This is a genomic window from Rhizobium sp. ZK1 (genome assembly GCF_047782645.1).
In the GTDB taxonomy this organism is placed as follows: Bacteria; Pseudomonadota; Alphaproteobacteria; order Rhizobiales; family Rhizobiaceae; genus Rhizobium.
Map to the genome: position 1 here is coordinate 272340 of NZ_CP180586.1, position 16089 is coordinate 288428.

General features: G+C 59.6%; 14 protein-coding genes. 6 read left to right on the forward strand and 8 right to left on the reverse strand.

Annotated features, from left to right (window positions below):
* Window positions 1-10: 10 nt before the first annotated feature.
* Window positions 11-1708, forward strand: coding sequence for a hypothetical protein (locus ACK9YZ_RS01455; protein WP_416065442.1), 1698 nt, complete (start codon window positions 11-13; stop codon window positions 1706-1708).
* A 1-nt stretch (window position 1709) separates the two neighbouring features.
* Here the strand turns inward: ACK9YZ_RS01455 and ACK9YZ_RS01460 are convergent, their stop codons facing one another.
* The 4 genes from ACK9YZ_RS01460 to ACK9YZ_RS01475 all read right to left on the reverse strand — a co-directional run bounded on the left by ACK9YZ_RS01460 (window position 1710) and on the right by ACK9YZ_RS01475 (window position 7468).
* Window positions 1710-3284 (reverse strand): VOC family protein, encoded by a 1575-nt coding sequence (locus tag ACK9YZ_RS01460; protein ID WP_416065443.1) that lies wholly within the window; start codon window positions 3282-3284, stop codon window positions 1710-1712.
* An 85-nt stretch (window positions 3285-3369) separates the two neighbouring features.
* The gene (locus ACK9YZ_RS01465; protein WP_416065444.1) at window positions 3370-4965 is read right to left on the reverse strand and encodes a response regulator; all 1596 of its coding nucleotides are present in this window, start codon (window positions 4963-4965) and stop codon (window positions 3370-3372) included.
* A 3-nt stretch (window positions 4966-4968) separates the two neighbouring features.
* Window positions 4969-5394 (reverse strand): response regulator, encoded by a 426-nt coding sequence (locus ACK9YZ_RS01470; protein WP_216757001.1) that lies wholly within the window; start codon window positions 5392-5394, stop codon window positions 4969-4971.
* Entirely contained in the window at window positions 5381-7468 is a 2088-nt protein-coding gene (locus ACK9YZ_RS01475) for a sensor histidine kinase (protein ID WP_416066797.1), read from the reverse strand. Before ACK9YZ_RS01475 ends, ACK9YZ_RS01470 begins: the two co-directional genes overlap by 14 nt.
* A 258-nt stretch (window positions 7469-7726) precedes the next feature.
* On the opposite strand from ACK9YZ_RS01475, the gene ACK9YZ_RS01480 reads away from it, so the two are divergent.
* The 4 genes from ACK9YZ_RS01480 (at window position 7727) to ACK9YZ_RS01495 (ending at window position 10013) form a co-directional block, all read left to right on the forward strand.
* Window positions 7727-8098 (forward strand): response regulator, encoded by a 372-nt coding sequence (locus tag ACK9YZ_RS01480; RefSeq protein ID WP_216757003.1) that lies wholly within the window; start codon window positions 7727-7729, stop codon window positions 8096-8098.
* Between the two features lie 461 nt (window positions 8099-8559).
* Window positions 8560-9264, forward strand: coding sequence for a response regulator transcription factor (locus tag ACK9YZ_RS01485; RefSeq protein WP_216757004.1), 705 nt, complete (start codon window positions 8560-8562; stop codon window positions 9262-9264).
* 30 nt (window positions 9265-9294) lie between these two features.
* Window positions 9295-9732: a response regulator gene (locus ACK9YZ_RS01490; RefSeq protein ID WP_416065445.1), complete on the forward strand. Its 438-nt coding sequence runs from the start codon at window positions 9295-9297 to the stop codon at window positions 9730-9732.
* Between the two features lie 53 nt (window positions 9733-9785).
* Window positions 9786-10013, forward strand: coding sequence for a hypothetical protein (locus ACK9YZ_RS01495; protein ID WP_416065446.1), 228 nt, complete (start codon window positions 9786-9788; stop codon window positions 10011-10013).
* A gap of 22 nt (window positions 10014-10035) precedes the next feature.
* On the opposite strand, the gene ACK9YZ_RS01500 is transcribed toward ACK9YZ_RS01495, so the two are convergent.
* The 4 genes from ACK9YZ_RS01500 to ybaL form a co-directional block, all read right to left on the reverse strand.
* Window positions 10036-10752 (reverse strand): sensor histidine kinase, encoded by a 717-nt coding sequence (locus ACK9YZ_RS01500; protein WP_416065447.1) that lies wholly within the window; start codon window positions 10750-10752, stop codon window positions 10036-10038.
* A gap of 96 nt (window positions 10753-10848) precedes the next feature.
* Window positions 10849-13398: a protein translocase subunit SecD gene (secD, locus tag ACK9YZ_RS01505; RefSeq protein WP_416065448.1), complete on the reverse strand. Its 2550-nt coding sequence runs from the start codon at window positions 13396-13398 to the stop codon at window positions 10849-10851.
* A gap of 93 nt (window positions 13399-13491) precedes the next feature.
* Complete coding sequence (locus ACK9YZ_RS01510) at window positions 13492-13911, reverse strand: hypothetical protein (RefSeq protein ID WP_216757008.1); 420 nt, start codon at window positions 13909-13911, stop codon at window positions 13492-13494.
* A 15-nt stretch (window positions 13912-13926) separates the two neighbouring features.
* A complete protein-coding gene (gene ybaL, locus ACK9YZ_RS01515) occupies window positions 13927-15747 on the reverse strand; it encodes a YbaL family putative K(+) efflux transporter (RefSeq protein ID WP_416065449.1) in 1821 nt (606 codons plus the stop codon).
* A gap of 34 nt (window positions 15748-15781) precedes the next feature.
* Here ybaL and ACK9YZ_RS01520 point away from each other — a divergent pair, with 34 nt between their 5' ends.
* Entirely contained in the window at window positions 15782-16087 is a 306-nt protein-coding gene (locus tag ACK9YZ_RS01520; protein ID WP_216757010.1) for a helix-turn-helix domain-containing protein, read from the forward strand.
* Window positions 16088-16089 lie beyond the last annotated feature (2 nt).

Genomic DNA, 16089 nt, shown 5'->3' on the forward strand with positions numbered 1-16089 from the left:
AGGATTGGCGATGGCGAACCTTGATCAGATATTTTCAACGGAAGTCCATAGGGCGGAAAAGCCGCAGGACGTCGTTGTCCGGCAGGCGTCGACGGCGCCTCTGCTCGTCTTCATGGTCCTTGTCGCCATCCTTGTCGGCCTCTTCAAATTTCCGCCGCTCCTCGATTATGCGAACCATTATGCCCGCATGTGGCTGCTCGCCGGCGGCATAGAGGAAGCACCATTCCCCGAAATCTACACGATCGAGTGGAACCGCACCTTCACCAATGTTGGCATCGACCTGCTCGCCCGCTGCATCGGTCCCGTCATCGGCGTCTCGCTGCTCGCCCGCGCCCTGCTGTTCCTGGCGATTGTCCTGCCTCCATCAGGCGCCATCGTGCTGCATCGGCGCCTGTTCGGCGGCAGCTACTATTGGCAGATCGGCATGCTGTATCTCGCCTGGTGCGCCACGCTGATCGGCGGTTTCATCAATTTCCAGATCGGCCTCGGCCTTGCATTGCTGTTTGCAACGGTGGATCACCGACTGCAGTCCGGGTCTGCAGTCAGGCTCTTCCTGTGGCGGGTGGCCGTGTCGCTGCTTCTCACCGTCGTCCATATATTCTCTGTCGGCTTCTTTCTGGCGATCGTCTGCGGGCTGGAATTTTCCTGGCGCTTTGATGTTCTCACATCCCGTACGGCGGTGTTGCGTCTTGTCGGCAGGCTTGCGGCCGCAATAATCGCCTGCCTGTTGCCACCGCTTGCGCTTGCGCTGACTGCTGCCGACCTTCCCGGAAGCCAGGCTGGTGATATCATGGCGGTCTGGAACGACAGCCCGATACTGCTGATTTCCAATCTGCTCTCGGCCGTCTGCACCTATGTTGCACTCGTCGATGTAATTTTCCTTGTGCCGATCCTGCTCGTTTGCAGCAGGGCGATTGCCGCAAAAAACCTGCGCATCCATGCAGGTCTTGTGGTCACGGCCGCAGGCTTGCTCGCCCTGTCCATCCTTTCGCCGCTTCATGCCTTTGGCACCGGTTGGATAAGCTGGCGCTTTCCCATTATGGCCGCCCTTGTTGGCATGGTGATGATCTGCCCTTTTCAAAAGGTCGGCCGGCGTCAGGCTGTCATCGTGTTCCTCGCGTTGAATGTCGTGGTCTTTGGCCGGACTGCCTGGATTGGTTTCAACTGGTGGCGGGGTCAGACCGATGTTGCGAGCGTCGAGAAGGTGCTTGAAGCCGTTCCCGCGGGCGCTGCGATCCTGCCGCTGCAGCACGAGCCTGCCCTTGGTGACATAAAGCCGGATCAGCGGCATTATGCATTCAGCCAGGATACGTTCCGGCACCTGCCGACGATGGCCGTCCCGCTGGCCCATGCCTTCGTTCCGACGCTCTTCAGCGCACAGGGCAAGCAACCGCTCGCCGTGCTTCCCGCCTGGTCGGAGAAATCGGTACCGGAAGGAAATCTCTTTTCAACCGGCGTGCTGTCCTGTCCAGGTCTGATGGCGGAAGCCGCCAGCTTCACGCCCTATCTGGTCAATTGGCGCAGCAAGTTCGATTTCATCCTGGTCGTCAACGCCGACGTCGTTGATCAGTATGTCGGCGACGTCATGCCGGCGGGTGCCCATCTCCTGAAAGACGCCGGTTTTGCAAGGCTTTATGGGATCGATCGCAACGCAACGCCGGTATTGGACGCCGTTCCGGCATCATGCCCAGATAGCTTCCACTGGTAGGCTATTGGGTTTCCTGCAGTTTGTTTTTCTGCAGCAGCCATTTTTGAATGATCGGCACGTCGGCATCGCCCAGATCGTGGCCGCCGGGGATGATGTCGGAATCGACGGTCGCCCCCGACGTCTTCAGCCGCTCTTCCAACTCGCTCGCATATTTGCCGTAAGCGTCCATCTTGCCGCTGATGACAAGCAGGTCCGTGCCTTTCAGGTCAGCATGCGGGTAAGCGGTGAGCACCGGCATGGAACGTAGCAACACGGCCTTGTGCACCAGGTTGGGGTGCAGGTAGAGCAGCGAATTCAGAAGATTGGCGCCATTCGAGTAGCCGACATAGACGACCTTCTTCGGATCGAGGCCATAGGATTTGACAGCGCCTTCAATGAAGGCGGCGAAAGCTTCTGCTTCGTTCTTGATGTCGTCCTGGTCGAAGGAGAACGGCGTGATGCGCTTGTACCAGCGCGGGAAGCCTTCCTCGGTCGCGCGGCCGCGCACGCCGAGAAGGGTGGCGCGCGGAGCAACCTTGTTCAGCAGCGGCATCAGCGTCGTCTCGTTGCCGCCTGAGCCGTGCAGCAGCACAAAGACGCTGCCGTCTGGATCGGGCGGTGTATAGAAACGATGGACGAAGGGCAGATCGCGATAATTGATGCGCGGTTTGCCGGGCATGGAAAACTGCGGCAGCACGACCTTCAGATCACTGAGATTGGTGATCGAATCCATCGGCGGCACGAAGAGCTTGGTTCCGAGTGTGGTCTTCGGCTCATCCACCATCATGCCCGGCTGGTTGGTGGCAAGCTCTATAAGCGTGCCTCCGGGCTCACGGGCATAGAGCGAGCGAAAGTATTTGCGATCGTGCAGATTGGTCGCCGAAGCGTTTTCGTTTTCAAGCGCCTTGTGAACGGCGAGCACGGCATCCTCATCATCTGCGCGGAAAGCCACGTGGTCGATTGTGCCGGTACCCGGAGCGCCGGACCAGAAACCGCGCGCATCGCGCACGTCGACGATGTCTCCTGACTGCGAGACGAGGCGGTCGATCGTGCCGCGATTTGCCTGGAACCGGTAGCCGAAATAGCTTTCGATGAAATGACGGCTTTCGGCCGGCTTTTCGGTCAGCATGGTCGCACCGCGCACGCGCTGCACGGCATGCTCGATCGGCACATCGCCGCCATCCCAGGCAGCCGGCGATTTCAGATCCTTGGCGCCGGCAAGCTTGACGATGATATTGTCGGGGTCCTTCAACCGCAGCACCGGCTCGCCGAATTCATCCGCGGGGCCTTCCGAGCGGAAGCCGAAGCGCATGGCACGCGTCAGCCAGTAACCGATACTGGTCGGATCGATCGCCAGCGACACTTCGTTGATCTGGCCGTAGCCGGCGCGGCCCGGCGCACCGTCCTCCCAGACGAGGAACGTGACGAGCGACCCCGGAGTGCCCTCGGCATCGCCATAGAAGAGATGAAGCTGTGTGGCGTCTTCGAACCCGGCCGTTTGTTTGACGAGCCGCATGCCGAGGAATCCGGCGTAGAAATCCACATTCGCCTGCACCTTGCGGGTGATCAGCGTGATATGGTGTATGCCTGAAGCCATGGATGAAAGCCCGAATTGAAAAGAGGCCAGGAGCGAGAGTATGAGGGTCGTTGCTAGCGTCATGCCGTTGCCAATGGTCTTTTCCCTAATTTTGTTCCGCAAAAAGCACAAGTGCGTCACCGCGCGGCAGGAGCTCCAGCGTGTCGACCTCCTCCAATGCTTCTTCGAGTTGTTGCCGCGTCGGCGGCTTGACCATATAGGCGAGCGCGCCGAGGTTTTTTGCCCGTTGCATGTCGCTTTCGTCGCTAGACGTGCTGAGCACACAGACCGGAATCCGGTTCAGCCGCTGATCGGCTGAGAGCGCATTCAGCACTTCGAAACCATCCATGATCGGCATGTTGATATCGAGCAGCATCAGGTCGATCTGCGGCTCATCCGGAACGCCGGCGCGCTGTTCCAGAAGCCGCATCGCCTCGCGGCCGTTGGTCGCCACATGCAGGTTGAAATTCACCTTCTCGCGCCGCATCAACTTGATCTTCAGAAGCTGGATGTCGGCCGGACTGTCTTCCACCAGCAGCACTTCGGCGAGCCTGCCGCGGCTCTCGTTCAGGTGGTCGGATGCCTTTGCCGTCTGCGGCTGTCCGCGAATGACCGGTTGATCGCCTGATATCGTCGCGAGCGGTACTTCGAGCAGGAAGGTCGCACCCCTTCCGGTCTTCGCCTCGCACCAGATTGAGCCGCCATGCAACTGCGCGATGCGACGGCATATGGCAAGTCCAAGCCCTGTGCCTTCGATGCCGCGGCCGACGAGACGCTTGAAGGGTTGGAAGATAAGCTCACGATGATCAGGGTCGATGCCCGGCCCGTTGTCACCGACCGTCAGGCGGCATATCCCCCTGTCTACTATGGCCGAAACGCGCACTTCCGGAACGGTATCCTCACAATAGCGGATCGCATTGGAGACGAGGTTCTGTAAAAGCTGGATCAGCAGCGTCGCGTCACCCATCACCTCCGGCAGCCGCCCGCGGATGATGATCGCCTGCCGGCTTTCGATCTGCTGGTGCAGATTGTGCTCCACCTGATCGAGCACGGCCGACAGCGAAACCGGCTTGAGCTCGAGCTCGCTCGAAACCTCCAGCCTCGTGAAGCCCGATACCTTGACGATCAGGTCTTCCATATGATCGGCGGCGCTCAGGATATAATCGAGCAGCTCGCGGTCTTCGCTCGGCAGTTCGGCTGAGCCGTGCAGGATGCGGCTGAAGGATTTGATCGTTCGCAGCGGCTCCTTGAGATCATGTGCCATCGCGCGGGTGAAGATCTCCAGCGATTGCCGTTTCTGCTCCAGTTTTGCCTCCAGCGCGCCATGCATGAGGGCGTTCTGGATGCAGCGATGCAGCGTCTCGGGTGACAACGAATCCTTGGTGAGGTAGTCACGCGCGCCGCCCTTCATAACCTCGACTGCGACAGTCTCGTTGCCCTGGCCGGTCAGCATTACGACATTGGTGGCGGCATCTTGGGCGAGGATCTCGGAGAGCACGCCAAGGCCGTCGCGGCCGGGAAGCGAATAGTCGAGCAAGATACAGTGAGGGCGCCTCTGGCTGATGAGGGTAAGACCCTCATCACCACTCTCGGCCTCGATGACGGTATAGTTCGTGCCGGAAACGCGCCCCAGCATGCGGCGATAGGCTTCCCGGTCGTCTATGCTGTCATCGATGATCAGAACGCTGCAGTCTTCCGCCAAACGTCAGTCCTCTAAAGGCAGGATCGCGATTTCGAACCAGTATTCCTTGAGCCGCTGGATGGCGGCAAACAGCCCGTCGAGATCGACCGGCTTCTGTACATACGTATTGGCGCCGAGCGCATAGCAGCCTTCGATGTCGCGCTCGTCGTCCGATGTCGTGAGGATCACGACCGGGATTTTGCGCCAATGCGCGTTGGACTTGATCGCCTCCAGCGTCTTGCGCCCGTCGAGGCCCGGCATGTTGAGGTCGAGCAGGATGAGGCCGGGTTTCGGCGCCATGGTTGCGAGTATATCGAGTGCTTCCTGGCCGGAAGCGGCCCGGCGGATGGGGTTGCGCAGATTGGTGCGCTTGAAGGCGCGCATCGTCGCTTCGAAATCGTCCTCGCTGTCCTCGACGATGAGGATCGGTTGCGTGTCACGCTGCTGCATTCTGACCCTCGCGCTTCCTTCCCAGAGTGAAATAAAATGTCGTGCCGATGCCGACTTCGGATTCCAACCATATCTCGCCATTGTGACGCCCGATGATCTTGCGCACGAAAGTGAGCCCAGCACCGGTGCCGTCGTCGGAATCCTGCGATTTTTCAAGCCGTTTGAAAATGCGGAAAATATCATCGTAGAACTGTTGGGGTATGCCTTTGCCATTGTCTTTCACATAGAAGACGTCGCGTGCCGTCGTTCCATCCTTGCCGGCATAATGTTCCAGATAGCCGATGCTGACGAGCGGCAGGGGCTTGTCGTTATATTTGACGGCATTTGTGATGAGGTTGCGAAACACCTCGGTCACACGAGGGGCATCGCAGATGACCTCTGGCAGCACGCCGCCGATGACGACTTTCGCATGCCGCTCCTCCAGAAGAAGCTCCATGGTGGACACGACGTCGCGGACGATCGAACCGATATCGGTTCGCTTGACGGCGAGTTGCTGGCGGCCGAGGCGCGAAAAATAGAGGAGATCGTTGACGAGCTTTTCCATGCGCTGGCTGAGGCGGACCAGTCGGTTGAGCCGGCGCACGCCGTCTTCGTCAAGCTTGTCTTCATAATCTTCCAGCAAGAAACGGGAATGATTGTGCAGGCCGCGCAGCGGCTCCTTGAGATCGTGCGAGGCAATATAAGCAAATTCGTCGAGATCGTGATTGGAGCGTTCGAGATCGGCCGTGTACTCCTCGAGCTGCGCAAGCGTCGTCTTCATCCGCTCTTCCTGTCGCACGCGTTCGCTGATGTCGCGCACGACGCCGACGAAAGTCTTGCTGGAGCCGGTGACGATGGCGCTGACCGAGAGGTCGATAGGGAAGACCACGCCGTTCTTGCGCCGGCCGGAAACCATGCGCGTCGTGCCGATAATGCGTTCCTCGCCCGTGCGCCGATAATTGCCGAGATAGGCGTCATGTTCGGAATGATAGGGTTCCGGCATCAGCATCTTGATGTTGTTGCCGATTGCCTCCAGCGGTGTGTAGCCGAACATGATCTCGGCGGCGGGATTGAAGCTCGTGATCCGCCCCGCCTCGTCGATGGCGATCACTGCATCAGGCGTATTGCGGACAAGCGCGCTGAAACGGATGCGCTCGGTCTCAAGATGCTGGCTGTTGCGCATGAAATAGAAAACGAAGATGGCAACAAGCCAGAGCGTCGCTGACGTGATCGAGCGGTTGGTGGCCTCCCGCCAATATTCGTCCTGTAAATGGTTGACGGCAAAGAAGCCGAGCAAGATCAGGACAGTGCAGACGAAAGCGAAAAAGATCGGCGCGTTGCGATTGCCGAACCAGAGTGCCGTCAGTACGAGCGGGACATAGAGAATGCCGTTTGCGACGCCGAGGGGCGTATAGAGATCAACGATGAGGCCGGTAAAACAGATCGTTGCCGGTATCCAGAGTGGGATCTGCGCCCTGTTGGTCGGCAACATCCACCAGGATCTGGCCAAAAGCCCGCAGCCGAAAGCTACCAGGCCGATAGCCGTATGCAGCGCCATCGCGGCATAGGGACCCCAGCGATACCCCTGTTCGGCATCGGTAATGTATCCGGCGAGCGCGATCATGCCGAGCGTGATCACGATATAGCTGGTGAGTTCCTGTACGAGCTGACCGCGCGACTCCCTCCCATAGAGGGCAAAAAGAATGGAAAGATTTGATATCAGGAAGATCAGCGCCGTGTTCGGCCCCATGCCGCCGCCGATCTGTTCGGCAAAGCTTGGAGAAATGAGAAACCGCGTCAGGAACACATCGACATTGTGAATCGTGCGACCGAGCGTGATGATCTCCATCAGGCGCACCGCGGAAAGAAGGGCCGCAAGGCTGCAGGCAATGACGGGCACGAAGCGATAGCGCTTGCCTTTCCCCATCGACGTGGCAAGCCCGATACCCGACAGCACGAAACAGATGGCAGTATTGAACGCCATGGACGGAAAGCCCGGCACGATCGAGATGATGATCTCGACCTCAAGCAGCCACCCGGTCAGCGCGGTCAGACCGAGCAGGACCAGCAGGCAGCCGATGACGAGCGCGACCATGCGGTAACGTCCGCTTTCGTTCCCGTCCCATCCTGATGTAGCGGTATCCCGCACGTGCACCACCTCCCGATCATGTCCTTCCTGGCGAGCCATCTTTTCCGAAATCGCCGAATACTCAATAGGCAGACTGTTGCGCGAAACGCGCTTTTTCGACAGCAAATCCCTGAAGGTCGGTATCGAATTTTAGTGAAGTGGCGTTAATGTCCCAGCGAAGGACAGTGCAGGACGAGCGAAACAAAATCCGGATTGTGGTGTCAGATGCCGACCTTGTTTTACGTCGACGATAGCAGGGATGACCTCTTCTATCTCGACTATATCCGAAAGAAACAGCAGGTGGATGTCGATCTATTCTGCTTTTCCACCGCGCAGGCTGCATTCGAGGCGCTCGAGGGGCGTCTGGCAGCAGGTGAGGGCGCGCCGGATATACTGGTCGCCGATCTCTACATGCCACTCGACAGCGGCAGCGGGCTGATCGCCCGTCTGCGGCGGGACGACCGCTTTTCAGCCATGCAGCTCGGCATCTGCAGCGGTTCGGATGCGGTGGAGGACCGTGAACGGGCGCTTGCTGCCGGTGCCGATTTCTATCTTGTGAAACCACTGGATTTTGTCGGAATGATCATCAATCTATGATTGCGGCAAATGCGACGTGAATGCACGCATGGCGCGTTATGTGCATGCAAGAAAGCGCAATTGACAAGCTTGACAGTGCATTTCAAGATGCAACCGAACAGAAGAAAACCAAAAAAAGCGCTGAGAGAGCCGGCCGATCCGTGTTCGCCGCCACGAACGTCAGCCAACCCCTTAGCTGAATGGGCCGACCGGCTCTCCGCGCTTACTTCTGGCACTGTCTTCCGCATCCATGGATGTTGAATACGGAAAGATTAGGACACCTAGGTAAGAGCTACTATTCGCGTAAACTGTCCTGTGCATCACCTGTAGTTGAGATGTTTCCGCCCGACATATCGGAAAGCCCCTGTTTCGTCGTCGGTCATCAACTGTCTCGCAATTTTTGTAACCGTTCGCGTTAAGGACGTATATCCCAAGATTTCGGGACCGGTGGACTGAGAATTGGGGAAAGAGGAAGATTGGGAATGACCAGTGCTGCCGCAGTTCCTTTTCATGCCGGTCCGGAACTTAGCCGGGCCATCAATCGCACGGATTTTTTTCGCCTGCTGAAGGCGGCCGCACAGCATTACAATTTCGATAATTTTACCCTGGCGCGCATCTCGGAAGCCGCAGCTCCCTTCGGAGAACGCGAGGTTGTCATCACCAATGTCGCCGAACGGCGCATGAGCCTCTTTGTCAAGACCCTCAAGGAAGCGCTCGGAACTGCCAAGGCACGGACGGCTCAGTTTTTGACGACCCCAGTTCATGGGAAAAGTGCTGTAATAGAAGGCTATCCGTCGGACCTCGTCTTCAATGAATTCAGCGGCAGCACATTCCTTTTCATCCCGCTGTTCACGCCGGAGGGGCGTCGCTACTGTCTGGTGCTCAGTGGCCAGCGCCAGGAGCCGGACCAGGGCGAGGTGGCGGATGTTCTGCTCGACGCCATGCGCATCTTCGATAAGCTGTATGAGGAAATCCTGACGCAGGAGATGTCCGGTCGGCTCACGCAGCGCGAAACCGAAATCGTCAAATGGACGAGCGAGGGCAAGACCTCCGCGGAGATCGCCATCATCCTCGGCCTCTCGGAACATACGGTCAATTCGCATATCACGGCTGCAGTCCGGAAACTTGATGCCGTCAACCGTGTTCATATGGTGGCGATTGCGCTGCGAAACGGTCTGGTTTCGTGAACTGGTTTCATTTCGGGGAAAGCTGAAACGATGAGTGCGGAAGCAACGCGCAGGAATGCGGTAAAGGTATTATTCGTCGATGACGAGTTTATCGAATTCCGTTCGCTCAAAAAAAAGATCGCCGATCTCTCCGAACCGCGTGTCGACGTCGAATATTCTCAATCGATCGGCGATGCGCTGGACAAAGTGAGGGCCGCTCGCTTCGATCTCATCCTTCTCGACAACCGCTTGTTGCCGAATGCGGATTTTCGTGAGACCGTACCTGAGCTCAGGGGCATCGGCTATACCGGCCCGATCGGTGTGGTCTCGACCGATATATCAGGTAACTATTTCCAGGAATTCCCCGATTACGGCGTCGACTTCCGCATCGGCAAGGATGAGATCGACGTCCAGACGCTACAGCATATCATCCGAGAATACGTGACCTATGATGTCCCGGATTTCTGGAAGGATGATTACAGCATCTGACTAGAGCCTTTCCTGGTTAGATTGAAGCATTCTGTTGGCTCAAACGGAGTCGGATGGTCGACCGGCCGGCGCGCGTCGTAGCCCAGATCTACGGCCAAGCCGGCCGGTCGATCAGGCGGCCCGTTTCAGCCAACCCCGGTGGTTTGCTTGCAAACCAGCTAGGGCCGGGCATCTTTGCGCCAGGATCAAAGGCGATCGGCTCGGACGTACCTTGGGATATGCCCTTCGCCAATCGCCTTTGCCCTGACACAAACCTGCGCCGGCAGAATGCTTCAATCTAACCAGGAAAGGCTCTAGGGCGCTCTAAGCCGGCAGGCGGATCGCAAAGCGACTGCCGCTCTCATCGGAATGGTCGAGCTTGATATCGCCGCCGAACGCGCCGAGCAGGTCCCGCGTGGTCGTAAGGCCAAGCCCTGGTCCTGGCACGCTGCCGGCTTTCGGCAGCTTCCAGAAGGCATCGAAGATCTTCTCCTGATAGGCAGGTTCGATGCCGCAGCCGTTGTCGGCAATGAAGATGCGCCAGTCCGCACCTTCCCGTGCGGCCGTCACGGTGACATGCGGCGGTGCGGCACCATGATATGTCAGCGCATTGGAGAAAAGATGCCTGAGAACAATGGTCAGAAGTGCGGCATCACTGCGGATGAGAGGCAGATTGTCCGCATCAAGTGTTGCGCCGCTCACCGGAAATTCCTCCAGTGACTGCTTCCAGGCCTCTTGCGCAATGTCGGTGAGGCGCACGTCGCTGATGGTGGTCTGCGGCGTCGTTCCCGCAAGGCTCATCAATGCCTTGGTCAGCCGCTGCGCCGTCAGGGCCTTGTCCATGATCATCCTGAGGCTCTGCAGTTGTTCACTGTCGAGCGTCGGCTCCAGATCGTCGAGCAGCATTTCCGCATACATGGCGATATGGCGGAGCGGCGATTGCAGGTCGTGCGAGGCGGTCGCGAGGAAGCGTTTGATACGCTCCTCCTGATCCCCAGTGGAACTGGTTTCCGGCTTTTTGACCGTCGGGTTGGAAGACATGTGGCTGTGCTCCCGATCTCTTTGAATTTAACATAGAAAGAGGGCGCCGGCTGTGCAACCGGCGCCCTCTCCAAGTCCACCTTAAATATAGACGGTTTAGCCTGCCGTTTTACGTGGCTGGCCTGCATCCGGCGGGATGATTTCCACGGCTGCATCGTTCGAAGCTGCCACTGCCTTGGCATGGCGGCGGCGCCAATCGCCAAGGAAGAGCAGGATCGGGGCTGCAATGAAGATCGAGGATGCAGCCGCAACGAGGATGCCGAATGCCATCGGAATAGCGAAGCTCTCGACCGCGCTGCCACCCCAGATCGCCATCGGCAACAGCGAGAGGAAAGCCGTCGCATTGGTGTAGAGGCTTCGAGCCAGCGTCTCGTTGATCGACTTGTCGATGATTTCGCGCAGCGGCATCGACTTGTAGAGGCGCATGTTTTCACGCATGCGGTCGTAGACGACGACCTTGTCGTTCACCGAATAACCGACCAGCGTCAGGATCGCCGCGATGGCCGTCAGGTTGAAGTCCAGCCCCGTCAGCGCGAAGAAGCCGATCGCCTTGGTCACATCGAGTATGAGGGTGACGATGGCGCCGACCGCGAACGGCCATTCGAAGCGGTACCAGATGTAGAACAGCATCGCGAGGCTGGCGATGACGACCGACAGGATACCGGCCCAGGCAAGCTCGCCGCTGACCTTCGGACCGATGACATCGGTGCCGGTGACGGTCGCCGACGGGTCGATCTTGACGATCTCGGCCTTGAGCTTGGTGACCGCCGCGGTCTGCGCCTCTTCACCACCCTCCTGGCGCTGCGCGCGTACCAGCATGGTGTTGTTGTCGCCGAAGGACTGAAGTGCCACTTCGCCGAGGCCGAGGCCGTTCAGGTCCTCGCGGAAGCGGCCGAGATCGGCAGCGTCCTGCGTCTTCACCGACATCTGGATACCGCCACGGAAGTCGACGCCGTAGTTGAGGCCCGGATAGATGAAGAGGGCGATCGAAGCGATCGACAGCAGCGCGGAGACGGTTACGCCGAAGAAGCGCGCCTTCATGAATTGGATATGCTTGTCGTAGGGGCTGAAGGGGATCAGCGGCTTGATGTTCAGGACCTTCATCTTTCGGCGACGGGTGATCTCGATCATCGTGACGCGCACGAAAGCGACCGAGGTGAACATCGAGATGATCAGGCCGAGCGCCATGGTCACGGCAAAACCGCGAACCGGGCCGGATCCGAACCAGAACAGGATGGCGGCAGCGATGAGCGCCGTCATGTTACCGTCGATGATGGTCGAGTAGGCGCGGCGGAAGCCGGTATCGATCGCCGCAAAGGCGCTCTTGCCTTTGCGGGTTTCTTCACGGATGCGCTCGTTGATCAGGACGTTCGCATCGACCGCAAGGCCGATGCCGAGTACGACGCCGGCGATGCCGGGCAGCGTCAGCGTTGCGCCGACGAGCGTCAGTGCCGAGAAGGTCAAGATCGTGTGGATAAGAAGTGCGATATTCGCCAGGATACCCCAGGTTCCGTAGAGCACGAAGATGAAGGCGGCGACGAGCACGAAGCCGACGACGCCGGCATAGAGGCCCATGCGAATCGCATCCGCGCCGAGGTCGGCGCCGACGGTGCGTTCTTCGATCACGGTCAGCTTGGCAGGCAGGGCGCCGGCACGCAGCATGGCCGCCAGCGTGTTGGCGCTGTCGGTGGTGAAGTTGCCGGAGATCTGGCCCGAACCACCGGTGATCGGCTCGCGGATGACGGGCGCGCTCAGCACCTTATCATCAAGCACGATGGCGAAGGGATTGCCGACGTTCTGGCGGGTGATATCGGCAAAGCGGGTCGCACCGGCGCTGTCGAAGCGGAAGGTGACGACCGGCTGCTGGCTCTGGTCGAAGCTGACGCGGGCATCCGAGAGACGGTCGCCGGAAATTTCGACGCGGTCGAGGACAGGATAGGAGTTACCTTCGGCGTCCTTCATGATCGTCACGCCCGGGCCGGCCTGTCCGTTCGGGGCGAGCATGTGGAAGGACATCTTGGCGGTGGAGCCCAGAAGTTCGCGAAGGCGGGACGGATCCTGCGCTCCCGGAAGCTGCACGAGAATGCGGTTGGCGCCGATGCGTTGGATCGTCGGCTCGGCAACGCCGACCTGGTCGACGCGCTGACGGATGACTTCAAGACTCTGCGCGACCGCATTGTCGACATTGGTTGCAATGCCGGCCGGCGAGAAGCCGATGGTGATATTCCCGCCGTCGGCCGTGACCGCGAGGTCGGACTGGCCGGCACTGATGCCGCTGGCGATCACATTGCCGAGCGTGCGAAGCTGGGTGACGGCCGCATCGCTCTGCGACGGATCGGCAAGCGAAACAACGATATTGTTATTGTTGCGGACAACCGACTTCGGCTGGATGTTCTTTTCGCGCAGCACGCGTCGTGTGTCCTGCAGGAGCGAATTCAGGCGCTCCTTGGTGAGGTCGGCTTCGTCCACCTCAAGCACGAGATGCGAGCCGCCGCGAAGGTCGAGGCCGAGGGAGACCTGGCTGTGCGGCAGCCAGGAGGGGATGCGCTGCAGCACGCTCTGCGGCAGCGCGTTCGGCAGGGCGATCAACAGGCCGAGCACGATGATCACCGTATAGGTGAACACCAGCCATGGTGAATTGCGCATGTTTTAAGTCCTTGGATAATGCTTGGCCGGCGCAACCGCGCTGCGGCATGTCTACATGTCTATTGGATCAGAAGCACCCGAAGGCGACGTGATTCAGGTAACCTGCGGCGGTGCGCGGGGCTGATGGGCCTGGGCAGCGACAGGGCGCAGCGGGGCCCCGAATTCAGGGGCCGGAGCGGCGTGGCGCCAGTTGGCGAATTGCAGTGCGGGTGCGGCATTCCACAATGCCGGGCCGGCATCGTGGAGCTGCTGCTTCGGCGCCACCTTGCGGTCGCTGATCAGCAGGCCGCGAATGGCATCGCGCGCAGTCACCTGCGTCTGCTGCGAATCCCGGCTGGAGGAAGACAGGCTGTTCGGCGCCGATGAAGGGCCGATGACGATATTGCCACCGAAGAGCAGGCCGAGATAGGCGACGATTGCAACGACGACGGAAGCGGCAATACGGCTTGCCAGACGGCGCTCTTCCAGCACCGTCTCCCCTGTCTCTGCGATTTCACTCCCAAATCGGCTCAAAGGCGCGGCAATCTCTCATTCTCTTCCAGGCGGAGGCTCCACCGACGGCACGATTGTACCAGCCGAAGGTCCGTCTTCATAGGGTCCACTGTCATGATGCACTTGAGCGAGCCGGTCAACCATGCCAAGCGCAATTTCCCGCTCGCCCATGATCACCGTATCGGCACCATATTCCTGCAGCTCATCAACCTCGGCATCGGAGTGGGCGCGTGCAACGATCAGGATCTGTGGGTTGATGGCCCGACCTTGCTCGGCAATACGGCAGGCTTCGAAGGCGTTTGGAATGGCGATGACAAGACTGCGGGCGCCAGCAACGTTGGCGAGATCAAGCGTTTCGCGCGCCACGGCATTGCCTGAGAGCACTTCGATGCCCTGGGCATGCAGTTCCGCAATGCGTTTGTCGGAATCCTCGATGACGAGGAAGGGGGTACCTGACGCTTTGAGGTTCTGGCCGACGATGCTGCCGACACGGCCATAGCCGACGAGGATCGCATGGCCGCTGAGTTCCGTCGGGTGAACCTCGTCCGCGTCAGCAAGTTCCTCCGTATGCGCTGGGACTGTATCCGTTGCCGGAACTGCCGTTTCCGCTGGTTCTTCTCGCTTCGCGCTCTCGAGCAGCGGTCGCAGACGGTCGCAGGCGAAGAAGAGCAGCGGATTGAGGATGATCGAAATGATCGCTCCGGCAAGGATCAGGTCGCGGCCTTCCTCGGGCAGCAGGCCGAGATCGACGCCAAGTGCCGCGAGAATGAAGGAGAATTCGCCAATCTGCCCGAGGCTTGCGGAGATCGTCAGCGCCGTTCCGACAGGCTTCTTGAAAAGAAGCACGATCAGGAAGGCGGCAACAGACTTGCCGATGACGATGATGAAGACGGTGGCAAGCACCGGCAGCGGCCGCTCGATCAGGATGTTCGGATCGAACAACATGCCGACCGAGACGAAGAACAGCACCGCGAAGGCATCGCGAAGCGGCAGGCTTTCTTGCGCGGCGCGATGGCTGAGCTCGCTTTCGGCGAGAACCATGCCGGCAAAGAAGGCGCCAAGTGCCAGTGACACGCCGAAAAGCTTGGACGCGCCGAAGGCAACACCGAGCGCGATCGCCAGCACGCCGAGGCGGAAGAGTTCGCGCGAACCGGTGTGAGCGATGCGGTGCATGGTCCAAGGGATGAGCTTGCGGCCGAAGACCAGCATCAGGGCGACGAACAGGGCCACTTTGACCAGTGTCATGGCGATAATGCCGCCGACGCCGAGATCGAGGCCGAAAAGCCGGTTGAGGCCCGCCGAGAGAGGCTCGACCGGGCCATGGCCATCGCCGGTAATGCTGGCGGCTGCCGGGATGAGAACCAGCGCGAGCACCATGGCAAGGTCTTCGACGATCAGCCATCCGACGGCGATACGCCCACGCTCTGTCTCGATGAGACGCCGCTCCTGCAGGGCTTTCAGGAGCACGACCGTCGAGGCGACTGAAAGCGCCAGGCCGAACACGAGGCTGCCGCCCGTCGGCCACCCCATGAAAGCGCCAAGACCCCAGCCGAGCAGTGTGGCAAAGCCGATCTGCACGACCGCACCTGGCACCGCGATACCGCGGACGGAAAGCAGGTCCTTGAGGGAGAAATGCAGGCCGACGCCGAACATAAGCAGGATGACGCCGATTTCCGCAAGCTCAGGCGCAAGGCTCTGATCTGCAACGAAACCCGGCGTATGCGGACCGACGAGAACGCCTGCGACGAGATATCCGACGAGAGGAGGCAGGCGCAGGCGATTGGCGATCGCGCCCAGGATAAATGCCAGCACAAGGCCGCCTACGATCGTCGAAATCAAAGGCGTATCGTGGGGCATCGCTCTCTCCCGATCTGGAAATCCTGTTCAAAACATGACATATATGAATTATATTGACCAATATGGGTGGTTTGAAATTATGGGTCAAGGCGCAAAAGAAACAATTCTGACGCCCGCTTTGTGCCGCGCGGCTCGTGGTCTGCTTGATTGGACGCAGGCGGACCTCGCCGAGAAGGCTGCCGTCTCCCGTAGCACGATACGCGACTATGAAGGCCGTCACCACGAAATCCATCGTGCTACGGAAGCGCAGCTGCGCCTTGCCTTCGAGGAGGGCGGCGTAAAATTTATCGAAATAGAAGGCGGCGGAACAGGCCTCTGCCTGCCTGGTCCCGTGAACTAAGC

What these genes read in the sequence shown, in the direction of transcription:
- ACK9YZ_RS01455 (WP_416065442.1), top strand. Translation starts at nt 11, where the DNA reads ATGGCGAACCTTGATCAGATATTTTCAACGGAAGTCCATAGGGCGGAA.
- ACK9YZ_RS01460 (WP_416065443.1), bottom strand. Translation starts at nt 3,284, where the DNA reads ATGGCTTCAGGCATACACCATATCACGCTGATCACCCGCAAGGTGCAG.
- ACK9YZ_RS01470 (WP_216757001.1), bottom strand. Translation starts at nt 5,394, where the DNA reads ATGCAGCAGCGTGACACGCAACCGATCCTCATCGTCGAGGACAGCGAG.
- ACK9YZ_RS01475 (WP_416066797.1), bottom strand. Translation starts at nt 7,468, where the DNA reads ATGGTCGCGCTCGTCATCGGCTGCCTGCTGGTCCTGCTCGGTCTGACC.
- ACK9YZ_RS01480 (WP_216757003.1), top strand. Translation starts at nt 7,727, where the DNA reads ATGCCGACCTTGTTTTACGTCGACGATAGCAGGGATGACCTCTTCTAT.
- ACK9YZ_RS01485 (WP_216757004.1), top strand. Translation starts at nt 8,560, where the DNA reads ATGACCAGTGCTGCCGCAGTTCCTTTTCATGCCGGTCCGGAACTTAGC.
- ACK9YZ_RS01490 (WP_416065445.1), top strand. Translation starts at nt 9,295, where the DNA reads ATGAGTGCGGAAGCAACGCGCAGGAATGCGGTAAAGGTATTATTCGTC.
- ACK9YZ_RS01495 (WP_416065446.1), top strand. Translation starts at nt 9,786, where the DNA reads ATGGTCGACCGGCCGGCGCGCGTCGTAGCCCAGATCTACGGCCAAGCC.
- ACK9YZ_RS01500 (WP_416065447.1), bottom strand. Translation starts at nt 10,752, where the DNA reads ATGTCTTCCAACCCGACGGTCAAAAAGCCGGAAACCAGTTCCACTGGG.
- secD (WP_416065448.1), bottom strand. Translation starts at nt 13,398, where the DNA reads ATGCGCAATTCACCATGGCTGGTGTTCACCTATACGGTGATCATCGTG.
- ybaL (WP_416065449.1), bottom strand. Translation starts at nt 15,747, where the DNA reads ATGCCCCACGATACGCCTTTGATTTCGACGATCGTAGGCGGCCTTGTG.
- ACK9YZ_RS01520 (WP_216757010.1), top strand. Translation starts at nt 15,782, where the DNA reads ATGACATATATGAATTATATTGACCAATATGGGTGGTTTGAAATTATG.